Origin of the sequence: Brevibacterium marinum, from assembly GCF_011927955.1 — a bacterium.
Lineage (GTDB): Bacteria > Actinomycetota > Actinomycetes > Actinomycetales > Brevibacteriaceae > Brevibacterium > Brevibacterium marinum.
Genome location: NZ_JAATJN010000001.1, coordinates 441,959 through 464,777, shown reverse-complemented (window position 1 = coordinate 464,777; position 22,819 = coordinate 441,959). Strand labels below are relative to the sequence as shown.

Sequence of the window (22,819 nt, the reverse complement as noted above, 5' to 3'; positions counted from 1 at the left end):
GTCACACTTCCAAGGTGGTTGAGGTCGACACTATTGGAGTCCAAATAGTTCTGTCCAAGCCTTAATAAACATCATTTGATGCTCTTAGAGTATTGTATTTCATAGGGCTGCGAGGCGGACCCGAGTCTGAAGTAAGGGAGGCTGAATGTTCACACTCGACCAGGTTCGCTGTTTCGTTGCTGTCGCGGAGCATCTGCATTTCGGGCGGGCGGCCGAGAGCCTGCTGATGACCCAGCCCCCTCTGAGTCGACAGGTGCAGAAGCTCGAGAAGGCCGTCGGCGTCACGCTCATCGACCGGGACAATCGCAGCGTGGCCCTCACGCGGGCGGGGCGGCAGTTCCTCAAGGAGGCGCGACAACTGCTTGCGCTCGCGCACCGTGCTCCCGAACAGGCTCAGCTCATCGCTTCGGGCGTCGAGGGGCATGTATCTCTGGGATTCACCATCGGAAGCGGCATGTCGCAGCTCGGCCCCATGGTGTCGGGGTTGGCCGCGAAGCTGCCGGGTGTCGAACTGTCGATGACCGAGATGGTCACCGGCGAGCAGATCAAAGCGATCTCCGAAGGGCAGATCGATCTGGGAATCGGCAGGCCGCCGGCGACTGCCGACCCGCTGGAGACGATGCTGCTCGAGCAGGACGACCTCGTCCTCGCCGTGCCCAGCGACCATCGTCTGATGACGTCCGGGCGTCCGGTGAAAGCCGAGGACGTCGACGGTGTTCCGCTGATCATGCATTCCCCGCAGCTCGCCCGATACTTCTACGATCTCGTCGTCCGCTATTTCCCGATCGACCACAGCACGGTGGTGCAGTCATTGAGCCAGATGACCTCGATGCTCAACCTCGTCTCGGCCGGAATCGGCATCGCCTTCGTGCCCTCATCGATGCGCAAGCTGCATATGGAAGGCGTCGTCTACGTCGATGTCGAGGACCTGCCGTCCGGGATCGTCGAGCTGCGTGCCATCTGGGATCCGGAATCCCCGAACGAGGCACTTCACCGAGTTCTGGAGGCGATCCGCTCGGGTGGGCTTGAGCATCCCCTCGAAGCCTGAGGGCGACGGTGTTCGCCGAGCGCTGTCGGTCTGCGTCCGGGGTGTTGTGTCACCCTTGCCTGGAGTTCTCACCGAGGCGGTGCAGCGATCGGATGAGATGTGTGCGCATGGCGGCGGATGCCCCGAGTGGGTCTCCCGCGCGAATGCAGCTGTGCACCGCTGCATGTTCCTGATTGACCGCCTGAAGGTGGTGCCTCTGTGCCTTCAGGCGTCCATCCGGCATGGGGATCATCGCCGGTCCCAGATCGTCGAGCGCGGCAGTGAAATAGGGATTGTGACTCGCTTCGGTCACCGCTCGATGGAAGTCGAGGTCGGCCTGCAGCGAGGCGGCGGGGTCGGCGCTCGCCATATCGAAACTGTCCAGGGCCCCGGCGATCGTCGCCAGCTCGGCGGCAGTCCTGCGGCTCGCCCCGAGCGCTGCGGCCTCGGACTCCAAGGAGATTCTGAACTCGAGCAGGGCACCGTGATCGACCGGGGGAGTCGGGTGAGTATCGGATCCCGTGGAGCCACCGCCTGTCGTGGGCGACGCGGCGCCGCCGTGCGATCGCTGGCGCAGGCTCGACCCGCCTGTGGGCTGCGCCAAGACGAAGCTGCCGCTGCCGCGCACCGAACGGATGAGCCCTTCGGCGCGCAGATGCCCGAGCGACTCGCGGATGACCGTGCGGCTGACCGAGAATCGCTCGATGAGCGCGGCTTCGGTGGGCAGTCGCGTCCCCGGCGAAAGGGTGCCGGAGAGGATCTCCGAGCGCAGCGCCGAGATGACGGCAGTCGACAGGTTTGAGGCCATGATTTCAGTATCGCAGTCCCCGGCGGTCGCTCTCAGCAATCGCGGGTACTCAGTCGATGGTGACCGTGTCGGTGGTCCACCGGCGAGCCTGTTCGCTGAGAGTGATGCCGAGCCCGGAGCGATCGGGGATGATCATCCGACCGTCGGCGATCTCCATTCGTTCGTTGAACAGCGGATCGAGCCAGTCGAAGTGCTCCACCCAGGTCTCGCGCGGATAGCTGGCGGCCAGGTGGGCGTGGATCTCCATGGCGAAGTGTGGTGCGACGTCGAGGGCTGCTTCGTCGGCCAGAGCAAGGAGCCGCATGAACTGACTGATTCCGCCTACCCGTGGTGCATCCGGCTGGATGATGTCGCAAGCCCTTGTCTCGATGAGGCGACGGTGCTCGGCCACTGAACTGAGCATCTCGCCGGTGGCGATGGGGGTGTCGAGGGCGGTCGTGAGGCGGGCGTGTCCCTCGAAGTCGTGTGCGTCGAGGGGCTCTTCGATCCATACGAGGTTGTACCTGTCGAGCACTCGACCCATGCGAAGGGCGGTGGTGCGATCCCATTGCTGATTGGCGTCGACCATGAGTGGAGTGCCTCCCACATGCTCGGCGATGGCATCGAGGCGCTTGATGTCCTCGGCAGAGTCCGGCAGGCCGACCTTGATCTTGATCCCGCCGATGCCCTGTTCGATCGACTGAGTGGCCCGATCTTTCACCTCGTCGATGGACGCGTGGAGGAAGCCGCCGGAGGTGTTGTAGGTGCGTACCGAATCGCGGTGGGCGCCGAGGAACTTCGCCAGAGGCAGTCCGGCCCGTTTGGATTTGAGGTCGTAGAGCGCCACATCGATCGCAGCCAGAGCCTGGGTGGCCAAGCCGGACCTGCCCACCGAGGCTCCAGCCCAGAGCAGCTTGGTGTAGATCTTCTCGATGTCGTTGGGATCTTCGCCGAGGGCCGCCTCGGCGATCTCCTTCGCGTGAGCGTATTGAGCGGGCCCGCCGGCGCGCTTGGAGTAACTGAACCCGATGCCGCTGCAGCCCTCGGCGGTCCCAATCTCGACGAAGAGCATGGCGACCTCCGTCATCGGCTTCTGCCGGCCGGTGAAGACCTTGGCATCGGAGATGGGCGTGGCCAGCGGCAGTGGGATCGCGGAGAGGGTGATGGAGGTGACGGAGTCGGGCTGATAGTTCATGGATCGTCCTTCTAGGCGGGTGGGCGGTGGAGTGGACGGCGTCGAAATATATGTAAGACAACGTACATTAAGTCATACAAATAATGTCAAGCGACTTATGATGCTCTAAGGGCATTAGTCGATAGTTTTATAAGCTTGGACATGCATGGCAGGGCGTTCGTAGAGTCGATCCCGATACCCCCGAACGAACAAAGGACAGACCCCATGGCGCAGTTCTCACCCTCGGACCTGGCAGCACATCTCAAGGACGGATTGCTGTCGTTCCCTGCCACGGCATTCGACCAGAACAGGCAGGTCGATGAAGACCGCTACCGCGAGCATCTTGCCTGGCAGTCGAGCTTCGACGTGGCCGGACTGTTCGCCGCCGGCGGGACCGGCGAAGGATTCAGCCTCACCCCCGCCGAGGCGGCCCGCGTCGTCGAACTCGCGGTTGCGGAATCCCGCCCCGAGGTGCCCGTCCTCGCATCGGCGGGAGGTCCGACGGTCCAGGCCGTGCAGAACGTCGAGGACGCAGAGACGGTCGGAGCCGAAGGAGCACTGGTGCTGCCGCCATACCTGACCGAATGCGATCAGGAGGGCCTCTACCAGCACGTGTCGGCGATCTGCGCGGCGACGAACATCGGCATCATCGTCTACAACCGCGCCAATGCCGTGTATTCGCCTGAGACGGTGGCACGACTGTCGGACAACCACCCCAACTTCATCGGCTTCAAGGACGCGATCGGCGACATCGAGCATCTCACCAAGGTGGTCGCGAAGAACGGCGACCGGCTCTTCTACCTCGGCGGTCTTCCGACAGCCGAGACCTACGCGCTGCCGCTGCTCCAACTCGGGATGAGCACGTATTCGTCTGCGATGTTCAACTTCGTCCCGGAATTCGCCCTCGACTTCTACAGCGACGTGAGGAATTTGGACCGGGCGGCGGTCACGGAGAAGCTCAACCGCTTCGTTCTCCCCTACGGCCGGATCCGCGACCGGGCGAAGGGATATGGTGTCTCCATCGTCAAGGCGGGTCTCAAGGCCATCGGCCGCGACGCAGGCCCCGTGCGGACACCTCTGCAGGACCTCCCTGCCCAGGACGTGGCAGAACTCGAAGCACTCGTCCGCCAGGCGGGAATCTACCCGAGCCACTGAACGCAACCAACAAACAAACTCGTGAGAAAGGACGCCATGACAACGACACTGACAGGCGCATCGATCATCGCCGGAGAAGCGGTCGAGGGCATCAACGGCACGACGAGAGCCATCGACCCGTCCACCAACACGCCACTCGAACCCGAATACAGCAAGCTCGACTCCACGCAGGCGCAGCAGGCCACTGCCGCAGCCGCCGCGGCCTTCCGCGACTACCGCGCCACGACCCCACAAGCCCGAGCAGCATTCCTCGATGCGATTGCAGCCACGATCGAAGGCAGGCGCGAGCAGATCGTCGAACGCGCCATGGCAGAGACTGGCCTGCCCTCGGCAAGGCTGACCGGAGAAGTCGGTCGCACCGTCGGTCAGCTGCGCCTCTTCGCCGGCGTTGTCCGCGAAGGCAACTTCCACGGCGCGCGCATCGACCCCGCCCTCCCGGATCGCTCACCCGGTCCCCGCCTTGACATCCGACAGCGCCGGGTGCCGCTCGGACCCGTACTCGTCTTCGGCGCCAGCAACTTCCCACTGGCCTTCTCCGTCGCCGGAGGTGACACCGCCGCGGCACTCGCGGCCGGCTGCCCTGTTGTCGTGAAAGCGCACAATGCGCATCCCGGCACCGGAGAGTTGGTAGGCCAGGCCATCACCGAGGCGGCGGCTGAGTCCGGCATGCCCGCCGGGGTCTTCTCCCTCGTCTACGGTTCAGGGGCCGAGATCGGCCAGCAGCTGGCATCCGATCCTGTCATCAGCGCGATCGGCTTCACCGGGTCGCGCAGCGGCGGACTGGCGCTCGCCGACACTGCAGCCTCTCGTGAGGTGCCGATTCCGATGTATGCGGAGATGAGCTCCATCAACCCGGTCATCCTCCTCGACGGGGCACTGAGCTCCGAAGGCGTCGGTGCCCAGGGACTGGCCGAGCAGTTCGTCGGATCACTCACCGGATCCAGCGGACAGCTGTGCACCGCACCGGGCCTCGTCTTCGTCCCGGAAGGCGAGGACGGCGACGCCTTCGTCACGGCCGTGGAATCCGGTCTTGAGGGAAGGCCCGGACAGACGATGCTCACACCCGGTATCGCCGATGCCTTTGCGCAGGGAGTGTCTGCAGTCGAGGATCAGCAGGCCGTGGCCACGGTGGCACGCGGCGTCGCCGGTGAGGGGGAGAACGCTCCGGCCCCCGTCGTCTTCTCGGCCGATTTGGCCGAACTGCGCTCCAACTCGGTGCTCAGCGACGAAGTCTTCGGCTCCGCCTCGGTGATCATCCGTTATTCTGACATCGGTTCGCTGTCCGAGGCCCTCGACGAACTCGAGGGCCAGCTCACGGTCACCGTGCACGCCGTCGATGCCGACACCCCTGCTGCCGAAGCCCTGCTTCCGACCCTCGAGGATCTGGCCGGCCGCATCCTGTTCAACGGCTGGCCCACCGGCGTCGAGGTCGGGCACGCCATGGTCCACGGCGGTCCCTTCCCTGCCACCACCGCGCCGGCCACCACCTCGGTCGGAAGCCTGGCGATCGAACGCTTCCTGCGGCCGGTTGCCTACCAGGCCGTCCCCGCCGTACTGATGCCGGAACCGCTGCAGGACGCGAATCCATGGTCACTCGTCCGTCAGAACGACGGCGTCATCGCAAAGGGCCAATGACATGAGTCTGCACGCTGGTCCCACCATCACCGATGTCGAGGTCGTGCCCGTCGCCGGGCATGACTCGATGCTGATGAATCTCTCGGGCGCGCACGGCCCGTATTTCACCCGGAACATCGCCGTCCTCACCGACAGCGATGGTCGCACCGGCGTCGGGGAAGTGCCGGGTGGAGAGTCGATCCGCTCAACGATCGCCGATGCGGCATCCATCCTCGTCGGCCAACCTGTCTCGCGGTATCGCAGCCTGCTGCGGCACGTGCGGCAGACCTTCGGGTCCCGCGACGCGGGCGGGCGCGGAAATCAGACCTTCGATCAGCGCACCACGGTGCACGCAGTGACGGCACTCGAATCGTGCCTGCTCGATCTGCACGGACAGAATCTCGGTCTGCCAATTGCGGAGCTCCTCGGCGACGGCCAACAGAGGGAGAGTGTGCCGATGCTCGGGTACCTCTTCTATGTCGGCGATCCCGATGCCACTGATCTGGGATACCTGCGTGAGACGGACGCCGACGGCTGGTTCGGGCTGCGCCGTGAGAAGGCACTCGACCCGGAATCCGTCGTCGCCCTCGCCGAGGCGGCCCAGGCCGAGTACGGATTCCGCGACTTCAAACTCAAAGGCGGAGTCCTCGATGGAGACGTCGAGGTCGACACCGTCCTTGCGCTCAAGAAGCGGTTCCCCGAAGCTCGGATCACCCTGGATCCGAACGGCGGATGGCTCCTCGACGACGCCATCGAATACGGCAGGCGCATGGCCGGTGCCATCGCCTATGCCGAGGACCCGTGCGGTGCCGAAGGACGGTTCTCGGGGCGTGAGGTGATGGCCGAGTTCAAGCGCGCCACCGGCTTGCGGACGGCGACGAACATGATCGCCACGGACTGGCGGGAGATGCAGCATGCCGTGCGTGCCTCGGCCGTGGACATTCCGCTGGCCGATCCTCACTTCTGGACCATGGCAGGGTCAGTGCGGGTGGCGCAGATGTGTCAGGACTTCGGTTTGACCTGGGGCTCGCATTCGAACAACCACTTCGACATCTCGCTGGCGATGTTCACTCAAGTCGGCGCGGCCGCGCCCGGCGAGATCACCGCGTTGGACACGCATTGGATCTGGCAGGACGGTCAGGGCCTGACCCTCGAGCCGCCGCAGATCGTCGACAGTGAAATCGCGGTACCTCGTGCACCCGGCCTCGGCGTGGAACTCGACCGTGATCGGCTCGATGCGGCGAACCAGCTCTACCTGGAGCACGGTCTGGGCGCGCGTGATGATTCGCTCGCGATGCAGTACCTGGTCGACGGCTGGGAGTTCGACGCAAAGCGTCCGGCGCTGGTGCGCTGATCGAGTGCCCTGACCAGAGGTTCTTCACTGGACCCGGTGCCCGGCGCCGAGGTGATTGATCCGGATGGCGGTCATCTCTGGCGTCAGGATGCGGGCCTGTGATTCGATGCAGGTATGACTGCAGCTATCGAAGGCCACCGCGCTCGCCTCGGCGCCGGAGAGATCTACAACGGACTGTGGATGATGTCGACGAGCCAGGAGCTCGCGAAGATCGGATCGGCCGCAGGGTATGACTATGTCTGCCTCGACATGCAGCACGGTTTCGCCCGTCCCACGGATGTTCTGCGCCTCACCGACGCCATCCGCGCCAGCGGTCCGGCGCTGGTTGCAGCCCGAGTCGCGGCGAACCGCTTCACCGAGATCGGCATGCTCGCCGACGCCGGGGTCGAAGCCGTCATCGTGCCGCTCGTGTCCTCCGTCGCCGAGGCCGAAGCGGCGGCCGGCGCCCTCGACTATCCGAGCCGTGGAGGCGATCGCTCCTGGGGTCCGACCGCCGAAATCATGCACAACGCCGTACAGGACACTCGAGCAGAGCGGCCGTTGCTCTTCGTCATGATCGAGAACGAAGAGGGGCTGGCCAACGTCGAAAGGATCTGCGAGGTTCCCGGAATCGACGGTGTCTACGTCGGGCCTGCCGACCTCGCTTTCGCCGTGGACGCTCTGCCCGGTCAGCCCAATGATGCCCACGCCGAGGCGCTGGTGCGTATCCGCACGGCTGCAGACAATGCCGGGATCGTTCCGGGCATCCACTGCGGCGATGGTGCGGAAGCCAAGACCCGCAAGGACCAAGGCTTCCGGTTCATCACCTCGGCGGGGGACATCGGGGCCGCTGGGCGCGCGTTCCGGGAGGATCTGGCAACGGCAAAAGGCTGACGCGGGCGTGGGCGAGCGCGGCGGACCGCCCCTCAGCCCATCACCCGTCGATGGTCACCACGGTCCGCAGCCCCGGGCTCGGCTCGGCGAATTCCTGAGCCACTTCCGACAGGCCGATGGGACCGCCGAGGATGTGGTCCCACGGCATGTTCGCCCCGTCCGCGGTGAGGAAGTCGACGGCCTGCCGCAGGTGGTGGGGTTCGAAGTTGTGCACACCGGTGATCGTGCGCCAGCCGCGGACGAGCTGTTCGGGAGTGATCTCGACATTCGAGCCCGGGCTAACACTGCCGGCGAGCACCGCGGTGCCGCCCGTGCCGAGGCCGGCCAGGCAGGTTTCCACTCCCGAGGCGGTGCCGGAGAGTTCGAGAGCGACATCGACATCTGCAGGCGTCTCCTCTTCCATGATGGTGCTCGCCCCGGCGAACAGGGCAAGGTCCTGGCGTCGTGGGCTCGGATCGAAGGCGAGCACCTCGGCGGCACCACGGGACTGAGCCGCGGCCACCGCGGTGAGTCCCAGCATTCCGAGACCGTTGACGAAGACTCGCTTACCCTTCAGGTCACCGGCGGCCTCGACCATCGCCATGACGGTCGCGACCGCGCATCCGGCGGTCGCGGCCACGGCATCGGGCACCGAATCGGGTACCGGGACGACGGCCACGCCCGCGGGCAGGTGGATGTGCGTGGCGTATGTGCCCGAGAGCGCCCAGCCGCTGTCGGTCGATTCGTGGCCGACCTTGGCGACCGACGCGCATTTCGCGCTGAGGCCGCGTCGGCAGTTGCCGCATTCCCCGCACATCGAGGTGACCGAGAAGACCACGCGCTGACCGAGCGGAAGGCCCGCACGCGAATCCTCGACCAGGCCGACGCCCTCGTGACCCAGAATCGAGGGGCAGGCTCCGGGACGGCGACCGCGAACGGTGTGCCGATCCGAGCCGCAGACGGTGGCGGTTCTCAGGCGGACGAGGCTCTCACCTTCACCCAGGACCGGGAGGTCGAAGGACTGTGTCTCGAATCGATTTCCGCCGAGCCAGACGACGGCCTGGGCCCTATCCGCCTCGGGTCCGGCATCGGTTCCGACTGCAGCGGCATCGGTTCCGGCGACCGAGTCGCGCATCTGATGAACCTGCGCCGTCACCGGTTCACCGCTTCCGCTGTCGCGGCTGCCGCGGGGCGATCGGCCTTGGCTTCAGGCAGGTCCGCCAGAGCATCCGGAAGTCCAGCAGCGGAATCGAGCACAAGGTGGGCACCTTCAGCGTCGAAGTCCTCCCTGCTCAGATGTCCGGTGAGTACGCAGATCGAGGTGACCCCGGCCCGCAGAGCCGACTGCACATCCGCCGAGGTGTCGCCGACGCTGACGACCGCGGCCGTGTCGTCGACATCGAGCTCGGCCATGACCGTCTGAATCATGTCGGGTGCCGGGCGCCCGGCCTCGACCTCGTCGCCGCAGGACGAGGCGTCGAAGGTCGCACCCTTCCGCCACCCCATGGAGGCGAAGATGAGGTCCGCGATCTCCCGCGCAAACCCGGTGGTCAGGCCGATCCTGATGCCGCGCTCACGCAGAGTCGCCAGCGCCTCCTCGACGCCGGGCAGCGACCTCGGCGGGTTCTCGGTATACGTGCGGCGCAGCTCGGCCCGGAACCATTCCCAGGTCCTCTCGTGGACCTCCTCGTCGACCTCGACCCCGCCGAGGCGGAGCAGGTTTTCGATCGCCCACTTCTTCTCCGTGCCCATCCACTGCTGGAATGTCTCGTCCGAGTAGTTCGCACCTTCCCGCTCCGTGGCCTTGCGCAGAACGCGATAGACCTCGTCCCGGTCGTCGATGGTGGTGCCGGCCATGTCGAAGACGGCGAGCTCAATCATGATGTTTCTCCTTCTGTGTTCGGGTTCTGTGGTGGTTCGGGCGTGAAACGGGATCGTGTGTGTGATGGACGGGGCGGGTGTACAAGGACAGCGACCACGTGTCAGCGAACTGCCTTGCGCAGCCACATCGACAGCGCTTCGACCGCGAGGACCACGGCGACCATGAGGACGAGGACCATGGTGACGACATCGAACTGGTTGACCCGCGAGGCGTTGAGCAGCAGGAATCCGATGCCGCCGGCGCCGACGACGCCGAGCAGTGTGGCCGAGCGGATGTTGTTGTCGAGCAGGTACATGGTGTGGGCGACGAAGGCCGGAGCCGCCTGACGCAAGGTGGCAGAGAAGAACACCTGCACCTCACTGGCTCCGGTGGCCCGCGTCGCCTCCTGCACCTGGGCGTCCGTCTCCTCGAGCGAATCGGCGATGAGTTTCGAGAGCAGGCCGATGGCCCCGATCGACAGCGCCAATGTGCCTGCCACCTCGCCGAGGCCGGAGATGACGACGAAGATGATCGCGAGGATGAGTTCGGGGATGCCGCGCACGATCACGATGATGACCCGAAACGTCTGATGCACATAGACGTTGGCGACCGCATTGCGGGCGGCGAGGATTCCGATCGGCAGCGCGATGAGGGCACCGATGACAGTGGCGGCGAGTGAGATCTGCACGGTGACCAGGAGCTGTTCGAGGAGGTTGGACACGGTCCCGCCGGCCGAGGGTGGGAAGAACAGCGCCAGGGTCTCCGGCAGGTCGAGAACTCCCTGCGCGAGTGCCGACCAGGACACGTCCACACGCCACAGGGCCGCAGCGGTGACGATCGCGATCAGGGCCACGGACACGAATCGTCTGATGCGGGCGGCACTCCACGGCGGCGTGAGGTGAACGTCATCGACGCCGGTCTCGCGCCCGCGGTTGAACAGGCGATCGGTCCAGGTGCCCCCGGTGATCGTCCGCCCCGCCGATCGCATCAGCGTCGCGCGGACGGCACCGGAGAGCAGTTCGAGGCCAATGCACAGCAGCAGGACGATCACCGCAAGTGCCATGCCCCGCTGGTAGTCGAGCGTGCGCAGGGCATCGGCGATGGCCAACCCGATGCCGCCGACCCCGACGTAGCCCAGCAGCACCGAGGTGCGCAGGTTGATGTCGAAGCGGTGCAGCGCCGTCGCGATGAGCTGGGGCATCAGAGTCTGGGGGATGGCCGCCATGATCTGCTGGGCGCGGCTGCCGCCGAGGGACTCCACCGACTCGCGTGGACCGTCGTCGAGCTCCTCGATCGCGTCGGCGTAGAGCTTGGCGATCATGCCGACCGAGTGGATGCCCATGGCGATGATGCCGGCGGTCGCTCCGAGACCGAACATGCGCAGGAACACGATCGCGAGCACCAGGTCGGGGACTGCACGGGCCAGCACCGTCAAGGCACGAGCGACCCCCTGCGAGGTGGCTCCCCAACGGGTGGGTCTCGCAGCGGCCAGAGCCACCGGGATGGAGAGCGCCACGGAGAGCAGGGTCGCGAGGAAGACGATGGCCAGGGTCTCGAACACCAAGGACAGGGTCTCGGCCAGCGGTGGGAAGTCGAGCGGGAACATGCGGGCGAAGAAGCTCACCGCATTGTCGAAGGAATCGACGATCGTCGTAATATCGATGCCGAGGGCACCGACCGACCAGAAGCCCCCGGCGACCAGAGCGAGCATCACGAATGTGGCGGCGATGCTGGATCCTGCCGGACGCGGGCGAACCGGTGCTGTGTGGGCCTCGGGTGGGGTCTCGACGAGCGTGGACATCAGCGGGTGGCGCCGGTCGGGATCGGGGTGCGGACGGACCCGGCCGCGGACCGGCCCTTGGCTGTGGACTGCACCTCGGATGCGTGCGCGGACTGAGCAGCAGATGCGGAGCTGGGCCCAGCCTCGGCGGTCTCCGGATCCATGCCCGAGACGCTCGAGTAGATCGTCGAGGCCTCCTCGGCGCTCAGTCCCTCGGTGGTGCGGTCGAGGACCGCCTGGCCGCTGCGCAGGCCGATGATCCGGTCGGCGAACTCGATGGCGAGCTGGACCTGGTGAAGTGAGGCGATGACGGTCAGCCCGTCCTCCTCGGCGATCCGGCGCAGCAGGTTGATCACGTCGAGGGCGGAGACCGGGTCGAGCGAGGCCACCGGCTCATCGGCCAGCAGCACTCTCGGATGCTGCATGAGGGCGCGGGCGATGGCCACACGCTGCTGCTGACCACCGGAGAGGGTGTCTGCGCGCTGGTAGGCACGGTCGGCCAGGCCGACCCGGTCGAGCTTCTCGATGGCTTCGCGGCGCACGGACTTGGGGTACATCATCAACGAGATGCGGGGCCCCTTGAGCGAGCCGAGCTGCCCGGCGCAGACGTTCTCCAGCACGGACATCGGGCCGACGAGGTTGAAGGACTGGAAGATCACTCCGATGTTCCGGCGCAGCTCCCGCAGCCTTCGCTTGCCCGCCGAGCCCACGTCCTGGCCCAGGGCCCGCACCGTCCCCGAGGTGGGTGTGTGCAGACCGTTGATGTGGCGCAGCAGCGTCGACTTGCCCGACCCGGACAGGCCGAGCAGGACCGTGATCCCGCCGGTGCGGAATCCGATGTTGACGTCGTCGAGTCCGAGGACGCCGCCGAAGTCCTTGGTCACATGGTCGAGCTGGACCGAGTAGATGTCGTCGATCTCGCGCTGGAGTTCGGGGTTCGTGGCGCTGTCGGAGCTTCGGTGGACGCTGGTGGTCGTTCGGTGAATGCTCATCGTCTGTCTCTCCTAGCCGACGTTGTTGCAGGCGTCTGCCTGGGTGGCGTCGCAGATGTCTCGGATCGAATCGAAGTCGGAGTCCTTCACGGGTGCGTAGCCGTACTCGATCTCCTCGGGCAGGACACAGTCGTCGGCGGACGAGCAGACGCCCGCGTCGACCATGGCCGGGACGTTGGCCTTCTCACGCAGAACCGTGGTGATCTGCTCGGCCATTTCGGGATCCAGGGATTCGTTGTTGACCGCGATCGGGTCTTCGGTGATGGGCTCGGACTCCCAGACCGGTTCCAGGCTGCCCGGCTTGACCTGATCGGTGCTCTCGAGGGTATCCAGCATGGTGTCGTGGGCGAAGGCCGCATCACACTCTCCGGAGCTCAGGGACAGCAGTGAGGCGTCGTGGCCACCGGTCAGCGTCTGTTCCATGTCCGCCTCCATGTCGAGGCCCTCGTCCATGATCCCCTTCATCGGCAGAAGGAAGCCGGAGGTCGAGGCCTTGTCGACGAAGCAGACGTTCTTGCCCTTGAGGTCGTTGAGGCCCTTGATGTCCGAGCCCTTCTTGACGTAGGCGAGCGAGGTGTAGGCCGGTGCCTTGTCCTGATCGTTCGTCGGTGCCGCCGCTGGTTCCATGTCGATGCCGGAGTCCTTGGCGATGACATAGGCGAAGGGGCCGAAGGAGGCGGCGTCGATCTGACCGGCGCGCATGCCCTCGACCACCGCCGCGTAGTCGGAGGCATTCTGGAATTCGACCGTCTGACCGGTCTCCTCCTCGACCAGTGCGGTGACGTTCTCGAAGGAGGACTCGAGCGTGGAGGAGGATTCGCTCGGAACCGCGGCGAAGGTGATGGTGTCGTCGGCCGAGGCTCCCGAGGATCCGCAGGCGGCGAGCAGCGGCAGTGCGAGAGCAGCCGCCGCGAATGAGCGGACGGTTCGGGCATGGACGGAGCGGGAGCGGACGGTTCGGGTGTGGGCGGAGCGGGAGCGGACGGCTCGGGCACGGACGGAGCGAGATCGGAAGCGTGGGAACAGGACCATGGCGGCCTGCCTTTCGAGTGGTCGGGGTGATCGCTTGGTCTCATTCTTCGACATCTCGAATCAACATGTCTATACAATTCAGGGCTGTTCACCGACCGGACATGACAACTTCATCGGAGGTTGGGGTGTCGGCGGTGACTGAGGCGGCGGTCTCGATGGGTGAACCGCCGAGGATGCGGTCCGCGATCCCGAAGGACAGGGTCATCCCGATCCCCGAGGTGACCACAGCGACCGTCGTCCGTTCGTCGGGGTGCTCGAGGATCAGGTTCGTGTCCGTGCTGTCCGCGTAGTGCCCGAGCCAACGCTGAGAGACGACAGGCGCGTCGATGCCGAGGATGCCGGTGACACGGTCGAGCAGGAGATCGGCGATGGTCTCGTCGATGAAGGGCTCGGGACTGAGGCTATAGGCATGGGAGTCGCCGATGAGCAGGCCGTCGGCGATGTCTGTGACCATGAGGTTGGCGATGACGTCGACGAGCTCGGGTTCCCGCTGCGCGAGGTCCTCCCGCAGGGCCGATGCTCCCGGCATCGCGGCGAATCCGTCGTAGCGGGCCAGGGACGTTCCCGTGAGCAGGGCGAGCCCGGTGGGGATGTGCCGCGGACGCTCGATCAGGGACATGACCAAGGTGCAGGTGCGAACACCGTGGGCTTCGGCGATGGAGGGGAAGAGAGCACTCAGTCCGAGGCCCGGGCACACGACGACCTGCTCAGCGTGGAACTGACCGCGGTTGGTGGACACGGTGCCGTCGGCCACCTCGGTGACGGTGGTGTTCCAGGTGAATTCGACGCCCCGATCGGCGAGCCAGCGGGCGATCGCCGGGGCGGCCTCCCGCGGGTCGACGCGCATATCTTGGGGCAAGTGGGCCCCTCCGACGGCACCCAGGTTCGGATTCCCGACGGCGCTCGCAACCTCCTCGGCGCCGAGCAGGCGAGCCTGATCTGGACCTCGGTGATCGGCGAACTCCTGGAGCACGCGAAGCTCCGGCTCGGTCATGGCCGGAATGTACGAACCGGTCTCTGCGGCCCAGATTCCGGTCGCTGCGGCGGCCTGCTGCCAACCGGCTCGAGAGGTCATGGCCAGGTCTTGGATGTCGTCGGCTTGCCCCGTGAAGCAGGCGTGACCGAAGTTCTGTACGGATGATCCGACCGGACGGGCGCAGCGGTCGATGACGCGGACGCGCCGGCCCTGTCGGTGAGCGAGGAACGCGGTGGCCAGGCCCAGAATTCCGGAGCCGGTGATGATGAGATCTGTTGTCGACATTCCCCCATCATGGTCGTTTCCTCGGCTACGATGAGTACATGTATGTACAAGTTTGGTGATTGTTCACCTGAACGCGAGGCTGCGGATGCCGGTCGGCACTTCAGGTTCACCCGACGGATCTAAGAAGTAGGGGTGACCGGTGACCGACCAGTGCAGCGGCAGCTCCGGCAGCAGAGCAGCACGGCAGCACAGAGCAGCACGACGGCGCCTCCGGCAGCACGAGAGCACAGGTGGAAGCGCCTGCCCCCATCCCCGACCCCGACGAGACCAGCACACATGACTCAGCAGCGCACGCGACAGCAGCACGACGAGATCGCCCACTACCTGCGGACCGCGATTCGCGAGGGCCACTTCCAGCCGGGGGACGAATTGCCCTCGGAGGCGGAGCTGACCCGGAAGTTCACCAGCTCCCGCGGCCCCGTCCGACAGGCGATGTCGACGCTGCGGACCGAAGGGCTCATCTCCTCGGGCCGGGGGCGTCGGACCGTTGTGCTCGACAATGTGCCCACCCAGTCCTTCGATGACATCATCTCCTTCTCGCAGTGGTGCCACAACGCCGACATCGTCCCCGGTCAGCGCACCCAATGGGTCGCTCGCCAGCCTGCGGAGAAGCCACTGGCCGCGAGCCTGCGCATTCCCGACGGCGACCCGGTCGTCTCCGTCTTCCGGCTGCGCCTCATGGACGATGTGCCCACCATGGTCGAACGGCTCAACTACCCCCTGGAGTTCGGCCGCCATGTGCTCGCCTTCGACACCGATTCCGGTTCGATCTATCAGGAGCTCATCGACCGGGGCGTCGACATCAGCCGGGCGTCGCGGACCATTGACGCGATCGGCGCGAACGAGGACGACGCCGCGCTGCTCGACGTTCCCGTCGGCACACCGCTGCTGCGGGTGAGGCGCCGCGCGTTCACCAGTGCGGGCGATCTCATCGAGTCCTCCGACGACCGGTACCTGCCGTGGAAGGCCAGCTTCACGATGAACTCGACCCGGGGCAATCCCAGCTCGATGTCGTTGACGTCGACCCACCTCGGCGAGGTCCGATGTTGAAGCATCCGGAGTAGGCTGGCGGAACCGCATCGTCTGCAGGAAGGAATCGGTCATGGCTGAGAACAATCTGGAAGTCGATCAGCGCGAGCACGTGGACCTCCTCGTCGTCGGCTGGGGCAAGGGCGGTAAGACGCTGGCTGGAACCATGGCTCGAGCCGGCAAGCGCGTCGCCGTCGTCGAACAGTCGGATGCGATGATCGGCGGAGCCTGCATCAACATCGCCTGCATCCCCACGAAGATCCTCGTCCACGACGCAGAGAGCAAACGCGAGTCCGACGACACTGACGACTACTTCGCCACCGCCGTCGAGCGCCGCGACACCCTGACCGGGGCCATGCGGAAGAAGAACTTCTCGATGCTCGACGACCTCGACTCCGTCCTCCTGGTCTCCGGCCGCGCCGAGTTCACCGGCGAACGCGAAGTCCTCGTCACAGGTGGGCCCGAGAGCATGCAGATCACCGCCGACACCGTCGTCGTCAACACCGGCTCGGTCGCGAACGTCCCACCGATCGAGGGAGCGGAGCTCGGCGGACGCATCCACGATTCCGAGTCCCTGCAGCACGTGACCCCGTTCCCCAAGCGCCTGGTCATCGTCGGCGGCGGCTACATCGGCCTCGAATTCGCGTCGATGTTCACCCAGTTCGGCTCCCAAGTCACCGTCCTCGACCGTGGTCAGCGCCCGCTGGCCGGTGAGGATTCCGACGTCGCCGAGGTGGTCGCTTCGGCTCTGTCCGATGACGGCGTCACGATCGTCAATGAGGCGTCGGTGACCGCGGTGGCCGATGGGTCCGAGAAGGCCACGGTGACCTACGAGGTCGACGGTGAAGAGCAGACCATCGACGCCGAGGCGGTCCTCCTGGCCGTCGGTCGAGCGCCGGCCACATCAGAGCTGGGCTTGGACAAGGCCGGCATCGACGTCGATGAGAAGGGCTTCATCACGGTCGACGAGCATCTGCGTGCCTCGGTCGAGGGAGTCTTCGCCGTCGGTGACGTCAAGGGCGGGCCGATGTTCACCTACATCTCCCTCGACGACAACCGGGTCCTCGCCGACCAGCTGCTCGGCGAAGGTGAGCGGACGACCGCCGACCGCAATGCCGTGCCCTACACGATGTTCCTCACCCCGCCCGTGGCGCGCGTCGGGCTGAGCGAGGACGCCGCCCGCGAGCAGGGCTATGACGTCAAGGTCGGGGCGAAGGCGATGGCCGACATCGCCGCCGCACCTCGGGCGAAGATCGAGGGCGACCCGCGCGGCATCGTCAAGTTCGTCGTCGATGGAGCCACCGACCTTATCCTCGGCGCGGCACTTGTGCACGTGCACTCACAGGAGGTCATCAACACCGTGGCCCTGGCGATGCGCCATGACGTCACCTCCACCGAGCTGCGCGACACCATCTACACCCACCCCTCGGCGACGGAAGCGATGAACGAGGTGCTCGGAGCGGTGCAGTGAAGCTGCGTCAGCCGGGCTCTGATCTGCGGGTCTGAGTCCGCCAGTGCCTCAGCCGGCGAACCAGCCGACGATGACCTGAACGGTCACCCAAATGGTCAGCAGCGTGGTGGCAACCAGGATGATGTTCTCGAACAGGTTGGCCCTGTGTTTGCCGAAGTTGCTCGACTTGTTCGCAAGGATCAGCAGGCCGATGGCCACAAGGGGCACGATGATCGCCTGCAGCCCCGTGACGAACACGGCCATGGTGACGAATCCCGGCATTCCGGGCACCGACCAGAGGACGGGGGAGATGAGAATGAAGAGGCTGAACCATTTGAACAGCGGATCGTTCTCGAACTTGGAGCCGTACTGCTCTCGTCTCTGCGGCCGCACGATGTGCAGGCAGTCGATGATCACCTTCGGGAAGCCGTTGGCGAAGCCGACGACGCTGCTGTAGAGGATCCCGAACGCGCCGAGGTAGAAGATGACTCCGCCGACGCTGCCCAGGTGGATAGTGAGGGCTTGCGAGATGTCGTCAAGGCTCGATACTTGGATTCCGTTCGGTCGGAGGATCTCGGCTCCGACGACCCAGATGGAGAGGCTGATGACGATGGCGGCGGAGATCCCGAACAGGATGTCATTGCGCTGCAGCTTCTTGAAGGCGGCGCCCTTCCAGCCCTTGTCGCGGACATAATAGGGGTAGAGGAAGTTCGCCATCGACCCTGCCACCGCGCCGATGAGTGACAGCGCGACGGCGAAGACTCCGAAGGCTCCGGTGTTGTCCGGAATGCCGAAGCCGATGGTTCCGCGGATGAGTCCGCCGATGTCGGGGACCGAGTAGATCGCCAGTCCCAAGAAGGCCACGGTCATCATCGCCAACAGGACCTTCATGCCCTTTTCGATGGTGTTGTAGACGTTCCGCCCGATGACGAAGACGCTGGCCAGCACCAGAATGCACGACCAGAGAAAGGGGTCGCCGATGGTGACGATCTTGGCGACTGCCTCGCCTGCGCCCCTGATCATGTAGCCGTTGAGGAGGTGCCCGCTGATGAGTGCGGCGATGCCGATGGCCCACGGATAGAACCTCGACACATCGTTGTAGCCCTCGACGATCGACTGCCCTTTGAGGTTGAGGACCTGATACCGGCCCATGATGTTGACGATGACGAAGCGGATGAGCAGGGAGGCGACGAGCAGCCACATCAGGCTGTACCCGTAGTTCGAGCCCGACACCGATGCGGTGACGAGATCGCCTGCGCCCATCATGGCCAGGACGGCGATGATTCCCGGTCCGAAATCACGGATCGAGCTCAAGAGCCTCCGTTTCTTCGTCGAAGCCGTGGCGTGGTTGTCGCTGTTCACTGTCAATTGGTCCTCTTTCGGGATACCGGCATGTCTCGGAATGCCGGAGTCGTGACCGGCCGTGGCACTCGACTCGCGACGTGGCCCGGTGATCTGATGCGTCTGTGCAGTCTCTGGAGAAGTGACGATGGAGTCTGGAGGATTCAGGGTCCAGGTATGTCCGGTGAGTAGTCCTTCTTCACGATGTCCCTCGACTCGGTATTTCCCGCGCACTTCCGTGTGCTCGATGAAATGGGTGGCTTCAGCCTACGAAGCCGTCCGTTGCACTGTCCAAGGTTTTAAAAGCATGTGATGATGCCTGGACGGTATTGATTCTCGGGAGGAGTGAGGGCCGCGAGCACGCCATCGAGAGTGGCGACTTCACGAGAGCCGCAGCGCCAGCACCGTCGTCGGAACGATGAGCACGACGAGCACAAGCCCGAGCACCGCGAACCTCAGCCAGGAGATCTCCACGCCCAGGCGTTCGAGCCGCTGATGCCACAGCAGCGTCGCCAGCGACGCCCACGGTGAGACCAGCGGCGCGAGATTGACGCCGACGAGGAGGGCGCCCATCCGCATCGGAGTCTCAGCGACAGTCGACATCGCCAGGAACGCCGGCAGATTGTTCACGGCATTGGCGCCGAGAGCACCGAGTGCCGCCAACCGCAGCAGACTCCAGACGTCCTCACCGGAACCTGACGCCGTGGCCAGGGCAGAAGTCAGCCCGTGGGCCTCGACCGTCTCGACGAGGACGAAGAGACTTCCCGCGAAGACGATCGTGCGCCAGGGCACCAAGCCGAATCCGAGTGCATTCCTGTTCCTGACGGCGAACGCCGCGACCAGGATCAGAGCTGCGCCACAAGCCACGATCGAGACCGGCAGCCCGGAGACGAGCAGGGGCAGCATCAGTGCGATGACGATGATGCCGACGGCAAGCAGAGGACGGTCCGGGATCCTGGTCCGCTCGACCAGTTCGTATCGGCCGCTGAGTGAGCCTCGGTGGAGGACGGTGAGCATTCCGATGGTGATGAGCACTGAGATGAGAGCCGGGACCCACAGCGCCCGGACGAAGGCGAACGGGGTGCTGCCGAAGGTGTCGGCGGCGAGCAGGTTCGTCAGGTTCGACACCGGCAGGAAGAGGGAGGCGGTGTTGGCCAGCCACACCGTCGCCAGGGCGAAGGGCAGGGGCGAGAGACCGATATGCCTGGCCAGGAGCACGATGATCGGGGTCACGAGCACTGCTGTGGTGTCCAGGGACATGAATGCCGTGATCAGGGTGACCATGATGAGCACGAAGATCCAGAGCAGCATCACTCGGCCGCGACCCCACGCGGCCAGCTGTTCGGCGATGACGGTGAAGACTCCGGCGGTGCTCGCGAGTTCGGCGACGACGGTCATGGCGACGACGAAGATCAGCACGGGGCCGGTGGTCGACGCCAATTCCGCAGCCTTGTCGACAGGCAGCACGCCGGTGGCGACGACGACACCGGCCACGCCCAGAAGGGCCCAGGGTACGATCCTCATCCGATTCCGACGCGATTCGATGGCCTCTGCTTGGCTCACACATGCACTGTAGTCGGCAGGAACGGGTCTCGGCGACCACTCGTATGATTGATGGGTGGCCCACCCTCAGATGTTCGATCCTGGCGACCCGCAGCTGGCCCGGCTGCGGCGGATCGCGCTGCGCCTGCCCGAGGCGCAGGAGAAGGTCTCCCACGGGCGCCCGACCTTCTTCACGAAGAAGATCTTCGCCCACTTCGGAGGTACGGAGAAGCTCGTGACAGGCGAGATGGTCCAGCACCCACACGCGCTGCTCGTCCTCCTCGACCCGATGGACGCCGAGGTGATGCTTGAGCGACCGGGCTCCTTCGTCCCGATGTACCTGGGTCCGTCCGGCTGGATCGGACTCGAACTCGACGAGCTCGACGTGGAGGACCTCCCAGACCTGCTCGCCGACTCCTACCGAAACACCGCCTCGGCGAGGCTGGTCCGGGAGTTGGCCGCGGAGACATGGCCTCCGGAATCACCGATATCCTCTTGAGCATGAGCAACCGCATCGTCATCACCACCGACTACCTCCACCCCGGCGACACCGTCGACACGATGCTGCGCGAGCACGGCCTCGAGCCGCTCTACTCTCCGGCAGGACGTGCGCGCGGCTCCGAGGAGAGGCTGGCCTTGTTCAGTGAGGCTGTCGGCGCGATCGCCGCCAGCGAGCCGATCACCCGTGAGATGCTCGCGGCCGCACCGAGGCTGAAGGTCATCGCGCGGGCCGGGGTCGGCTATGACAACGTCGACATCGACGCGGCCCGTGAGCTCGGCATCCGCGTCTGCAACACCCCGGGGGTCAACCATCATGCGGTGGCGGAGATGGCGCTGGCCCTCATGCTCGCCTGCGCTCGGCGTTTGGGGGAGGTATTCGCCGGGGTGGCCGAGGGCGGGTGGCCCCGCGAAGCCGGAACCGAACTGAGAGGAAAGACCCTCGGCGTCATCGGGTACGGGCCCAGCGGTCGAGCGATCGCGGCACTCGGTTCCGCGCTGGGCATGCGGGTGCTCGTCTCCACTGCGCACCCCGATTCTGATTCTGCTCAGTCGGCAGGCATCGAGTTCGCTGATTTCGACACCACGATCGGCTCCGCCGACTACCTCACCCTGCACAGCAGAGCGGGTCGCAACGACCCCGTCATCGTCGCCGAGACCTTCGCCGCGATGAAGAATTCGGCGGTCCTGATCAACACGGCCCGCGGCTCCCTCGTTGATGAAGAAGCCCTGCTCAGCGCGCTCAACTCCGGTGCGATCGCCGGCGCGGGACTCGACGTCCTCCAGCAGGAGCCCATCGTGGCGGACAATCTTCTGCGAACTATGGACAACGTCGTCATCACCTCCCACCTCGCCGGGCAGACCGTCGAGGCGAGAGAACGCGCAGGAGTCGCCGCGGCACAAGCAGTCATCGACGTCCTCGACGCGAAGACCCCCAAGGGCACAGTGGTCTGAGCCCCCGCGGCGCATGCTGCACGCCGACACCACGCCGGAGCACTGGAGCACTGGAGCACTGGAGCACTGGAGTGCCGGAGTGCCGACACCACGGCGGGGTGCCGAGACCACTGGGCACGCACAAACGTTTCGGCGCTCCGCCGTGGTGTCGATGTCCAGTGAAGGCAATGCACGCCTCTGGCCGGAACCACCTCCGCGGTCATAGGGTTGGGACATGTCCACTTCAGCGCGTGACTCAGTGATCCCGACCCTCGACCTCGACGACGGTGCGAGCATCCCTCAGATCGGCCTCGGCACCTACGCCATGCGGGACGCAGCAGGCGTCGACGCGATCGTGTCAGGCATCGCGGGCGGCTACCGACTCCTCGACACCGCGGTCAACTACGAGAACGAGCGCGAGGTCGGCCAAGCCATCGCCGACAGTCCCGTCGAGCGCGATGAACTCTTCGTCACGAGCAAGATCCCCGGCCGCCACCACGGCTTCGAGGAATCCATCGCCAGCACCGAAGAGTCCCTGGCCAGGCTCGGCCTCGAGCGTCTCGACCTCCATCTCATCCATTGGCCCAACCCCAGCGTCGGCAAGTACGTCGACACGTGGCGCGGTCTCATCGAGCTGCGCGAACGCGGCCTGGTGACGTCGATCGGCGTCTCGAACTTCACCGAGGAGATGCTCCAGGAACTCATCGCCGCAACCGGAGTCACCCCAGTGGTCAACCAGGTCGAACTCCATCCCTACTTCCCGCAGAGCAAGCTCATCGACTTCCATGCGACCATCGGCGTCCAGACAGTGGCGTGGTCGCCGTTGTATCGCGACCAGGGGCTGTTCGCCGAGGCTCCGATCGCCGAGGCGGCCAGTGCCCATGGCGTCGAGCCGGCCCAGGTCGTCCTGCGCTGGCACCTCGAGGTCGGCAGCCTGCCGATCCCGAAGTCGGCCAGCCCCGACCGACAGAGGCTCAACGCCGACATCTTCGACTTCAATCTCACCCCCGCCGAGGTGGACGCGATCTCCGCTCTTGAGCGCGGCCGGATGAAGGACCGGGATCCGCTCACCCACGAAGAGATGTGAGGACAGCAGCAGCGTCCGCGTGAGAGACACCGAGACCAGAGGCAGCTGAC

Annotated in this window: 20 protein-coding genes; 10 read left to right on the top strand and 10 right to left on the bottom strand. The window is 65.6% G+C overall.

Annotated elements, in window-relative coordinates:
- Positions 1-145: 145 nt before the first annotated feature.
- Entirely contained in the window at positions 146-1,048 is a 903-nt protein-coding gene (locus BKA07_RS01995) for a LysR family transcriptional regulator (RefSeq protein ID WP_167949420.1), read from the top strand.
- Positions 1,049-1,097: 49 nt separating this feature from the next.
- On the opposite strand, the gene BKA07_RS01990 is transcribed toward BKA07_RS01995, so the two are convergent.
- Positions 1,098-1,835: a FadR/GntR family transcriptional regulator gene (locus BKA07_RS01990; RefSeq protein WP_167949419.1), complete on the bottom strand. Its 738-nt coding sequence runs from the start codon at positions 1,833-1,835 to the stop codon at positions 1,098-1,100.
- A 49-nt stretch (positions 1,836-1,884) separates the two neighbouring features.
- The gene (locus BKA07_RS01985) at positions 1,885-3,009 is read right to left on the bottom strand and encodes an L-talarate/galactarate dehydratase (RefSeq protein ID WP_167949418.1); all 1,125 of its coding nucleotides are present in this window, start codon (positions 3,007-3,009) and stop codon (positions 1,885-1,887) included.
- A gap of 204 nt (positions 3,010-3,213) precedes the next feature.
- Here BKA07_RS01985 and BKA07_RS01980 point away from each other — a divergent pair, with 204 nt between their 5' ends.
- The 4 genes from BKA07_RS01980 to BKA07_RS01965 all read left to right on the top strand — a co-directional run bounded on the left by BKA07_RS01980 (position 3,214) and on the right by BKA07_RS01965 (position 7,984).
- Entirely contained in the window at positions 3,214-4,143 is a 930-nt protein-coding gene (locus BKA07_RS01980) for a 5-dehydro-4-deoxyglucarate dehydratase (RefSeq protein WP_167949417.1), read from the top strand.
- A gap of 36 nt (positions 4,144-4,179) precedes the next feature.
- Positions 4,180-5,778: an aldehyde dehydrogenase (NADP(+)) gene (locus tag BKA07_RS01975; protein ID WP_167949416.1), complete on the top strand. Its 1,599-nt coding sequence runs from the start codon at positions 4,180-4,182 to the stop codon at positions 5,776-5,778.
- Positions 5,779-5,785: 7 nt separating this feature from the next.
- Positions 5,786-7,111 (top strand): enolase C-terminal domain-like protein, encoded by a 1,326-nt coding sequence (locus BKA07_RS01970; RefSeq protein ID WP_167952764.1) that lies wholly within the window; start codon positions 5,786-5,788, stop codon positions 7,109-7,111.
- A 114-nt stretch (positions 7,112-7,225) separates the two neighbouring features.
- Complete coding sequence (locus BKA07_RS01965) at positions 7,226-7,984, top strand: HpcH/HpaI aldolase family protein (RefSeq protein ID WP_167949415.1); 759 nt, start codon at positions 7,226-7,228, stop codon at positions 7,982-7,984.
- Positions 7,985-8,024: 40 nt separating this feature from the next.
- On the opposite strand, the gene BKA07_RS01960 is transcribed toward BKA07_RS01965, so the two are convergent.
- From BKA07_RS01960 to BKA07_RS01935, 6 genes are all read right to left on the bottom strand, one after another.
- Positions 8,025-9,098, bottom strand: coding sequence for an alcohol dehydrogenase catalytic domain-containing protein (locus BKA07_RS01960; RefSeq protein ID WP_167949414.1), 1,074 nt, complete (start codon positions 9,096-9,098; stop codon positions 8,025-8,027).
- Between the two features lie 17 nt (positions 9,099-9,115).
- Positions 9,116-9,844, bottom strand: a complete 729-nt coding sequence (locus BKA07_RS01955) for a phosphonatase-like hydrolase (protein ID WP_167949413.1) — start codon at positions 9,842-9,844, stop codon at positions 9,116-9,118.
- 101 nt (positions 9,845-9,945) lie between these two features.
- The gene (gene phnE, locus BKA07_RS01950; RefSeq protein ID WP_167949412.1) at positions 9,946-11,625 is read right to left on the bottom strand and encodes a phosphonate ABC transporter, permease protein PhnE; all 1,680 of its coding nucleotides are present in this window, start codon (positions 11,623-11,625) and stop codon (positions 9,946-9,948) included.
- Positions 11,625-12,596: a phosphonate ABC transporter ATP-binding protein gene (phnC, locus tag BKA07_RS01945; RefSeq protein ID WP_167949411.1), complete on the bottom strand. Its 972-nt coding sequence runs from the start codon at positions 12,594-12,596 to the stop codon at positions 11,625-11,627. The genes phnE and phnC overlap by 1 nt, the downstream gene beginning before the upstream one ends.
- Positions 12,597-12,608: 12 nt before the next feature.
- Positions 12,609-13,682 (bottom strand): phosphate/phosphite/phosphonate ABC transporter substrate-binding protein, encoded by a 1,074-nt coding sequence (locus tag BKA07_RS01940; protein ID WP_245161801.1) that lies wholly within the window; start codon positions 13,680-13,682, stop codon positions 12,609-12,611.
- A 34-nt stretch (positions 13,683-13,716) separates the two neighbouring features.
- The gene (locus BKA07_RS01935) at positions 13,717-14,889 is read right to left on the bottom strand and encodes a TIGR03364 family FAD-dependent oxidoreductase (RefSeq protein ID WP_167949410.1); all 1,173 of its coding nucleotides are present in this window, start codon (positions 14,887-14,889) and stop codon (positions 13,717-13,719) included.
- A gap of 276 nt (positions 14,890-15,165) precedes the next feature.
- On the opposite strand from BKA07_RS01935, the gene BKA07_RS01930 reads away from it, so the two are divergent.
- Both BKA07_RS01930 and BKA07_RS01925 read left to right on the top strand, forming a co-directional pair.
- Complete coding sequence (locus BKA07_RS01930) at positions 15,166-15,939, top strand: GntR family transcriptional regulator (RefSeq protein WP_167949409.1); 774 nt, start codon at positions 15,166-15,168, stop codon at positions 15,937-15,939.
- Between the two features lie 52 nt (positions 15,940-15,991).
- Positions 15,992-17,389: a dihydrolipoyl dehydrogenase family protein gene (locus tag BKA07_RS01925; protein ID WP_167949408.1), complete on the top strand. Its 1,398-nt coding sequence runs from the start codon at positions 15,992-15,994 to the stop codon at positions 17,387-17,389.
- A 48-nt stretch (positions 17,390-17,437) separates the two neighbouring features.
- Here the strand turns inward: BKA07_RS01925 and BKA07_RS01920 are convergent, their stop codons facing one another.
- Both BKA07_RS01920 and BKA07_RS01915 read right to left on the bottom strand, forming a co-directional pair.
- Positions 17,438-18,730 (bottom strand): Nramp family divalent metal transporter, encoded by a 1,293-nt coding sequence (locus BKA07_RS01920; protein ID WP_342449131.1) that lies wholly within the window; start codon positions 18,728-18,730, stop codon positions 17,438-17,440.
- Between the two features lie 360 nt (positions 18,731-19,090).
- Positions 19,091-20,272, bottom strand: a complete 1,182-nt coding sequence (locus tag BKA07_RS01915) for an ArsB/NhaD family transporter (protein ID WP_342448964.1) — start codon at positions 20,270-20,272, stop codon at positions 19,091-19,093.
- Between the two features lie 55 nt (positions 20,273-20,327).
- On the opposite strand from BKA07_RS01915, the gene BKA07_RS01910 reads away from it, so the two are divergent.
- The 3 genes from BKA07_RS01910 (at position 20,328) to BKA07_RS01900 (ending at position 22,769) form a co-directional block, all read left to right on the top strand.
- Entirely contained in the window at positions 20,328-20,750 is a 423-nt protein-coding gene (locus BKA07_RS01910; protein WP_342448963.1) for an MmcQ/YjbR family DNA-binding protein, read from the top strand.
- A gap of 2 nt (positions 20,751-20,752) precedes the next feature.
- A complete protein-coding gene (locus tag BKA07_RS01905; protein WP_167949406.1) occupies positions 20,753-21,703 on the top strand; it encodes a phosphoglycerate dehydrogenase in 951 nt (316 codons plus the stop codon).
- Positions 21,704-21,917: 214 nt separating this feature from the next.
- Positions 21,918-22,769, top strand: a complete 852-nt coding sequence (locus BKA07_RS01900) for an aldo/keto reductase (RefSeq protein WP_167949405.1) — start codon at positions 21,918-21,920, stop codon at positions 22,767-22,769.
- Positions 22,770-22,819 lie beyond the last annotated feature (50 nt).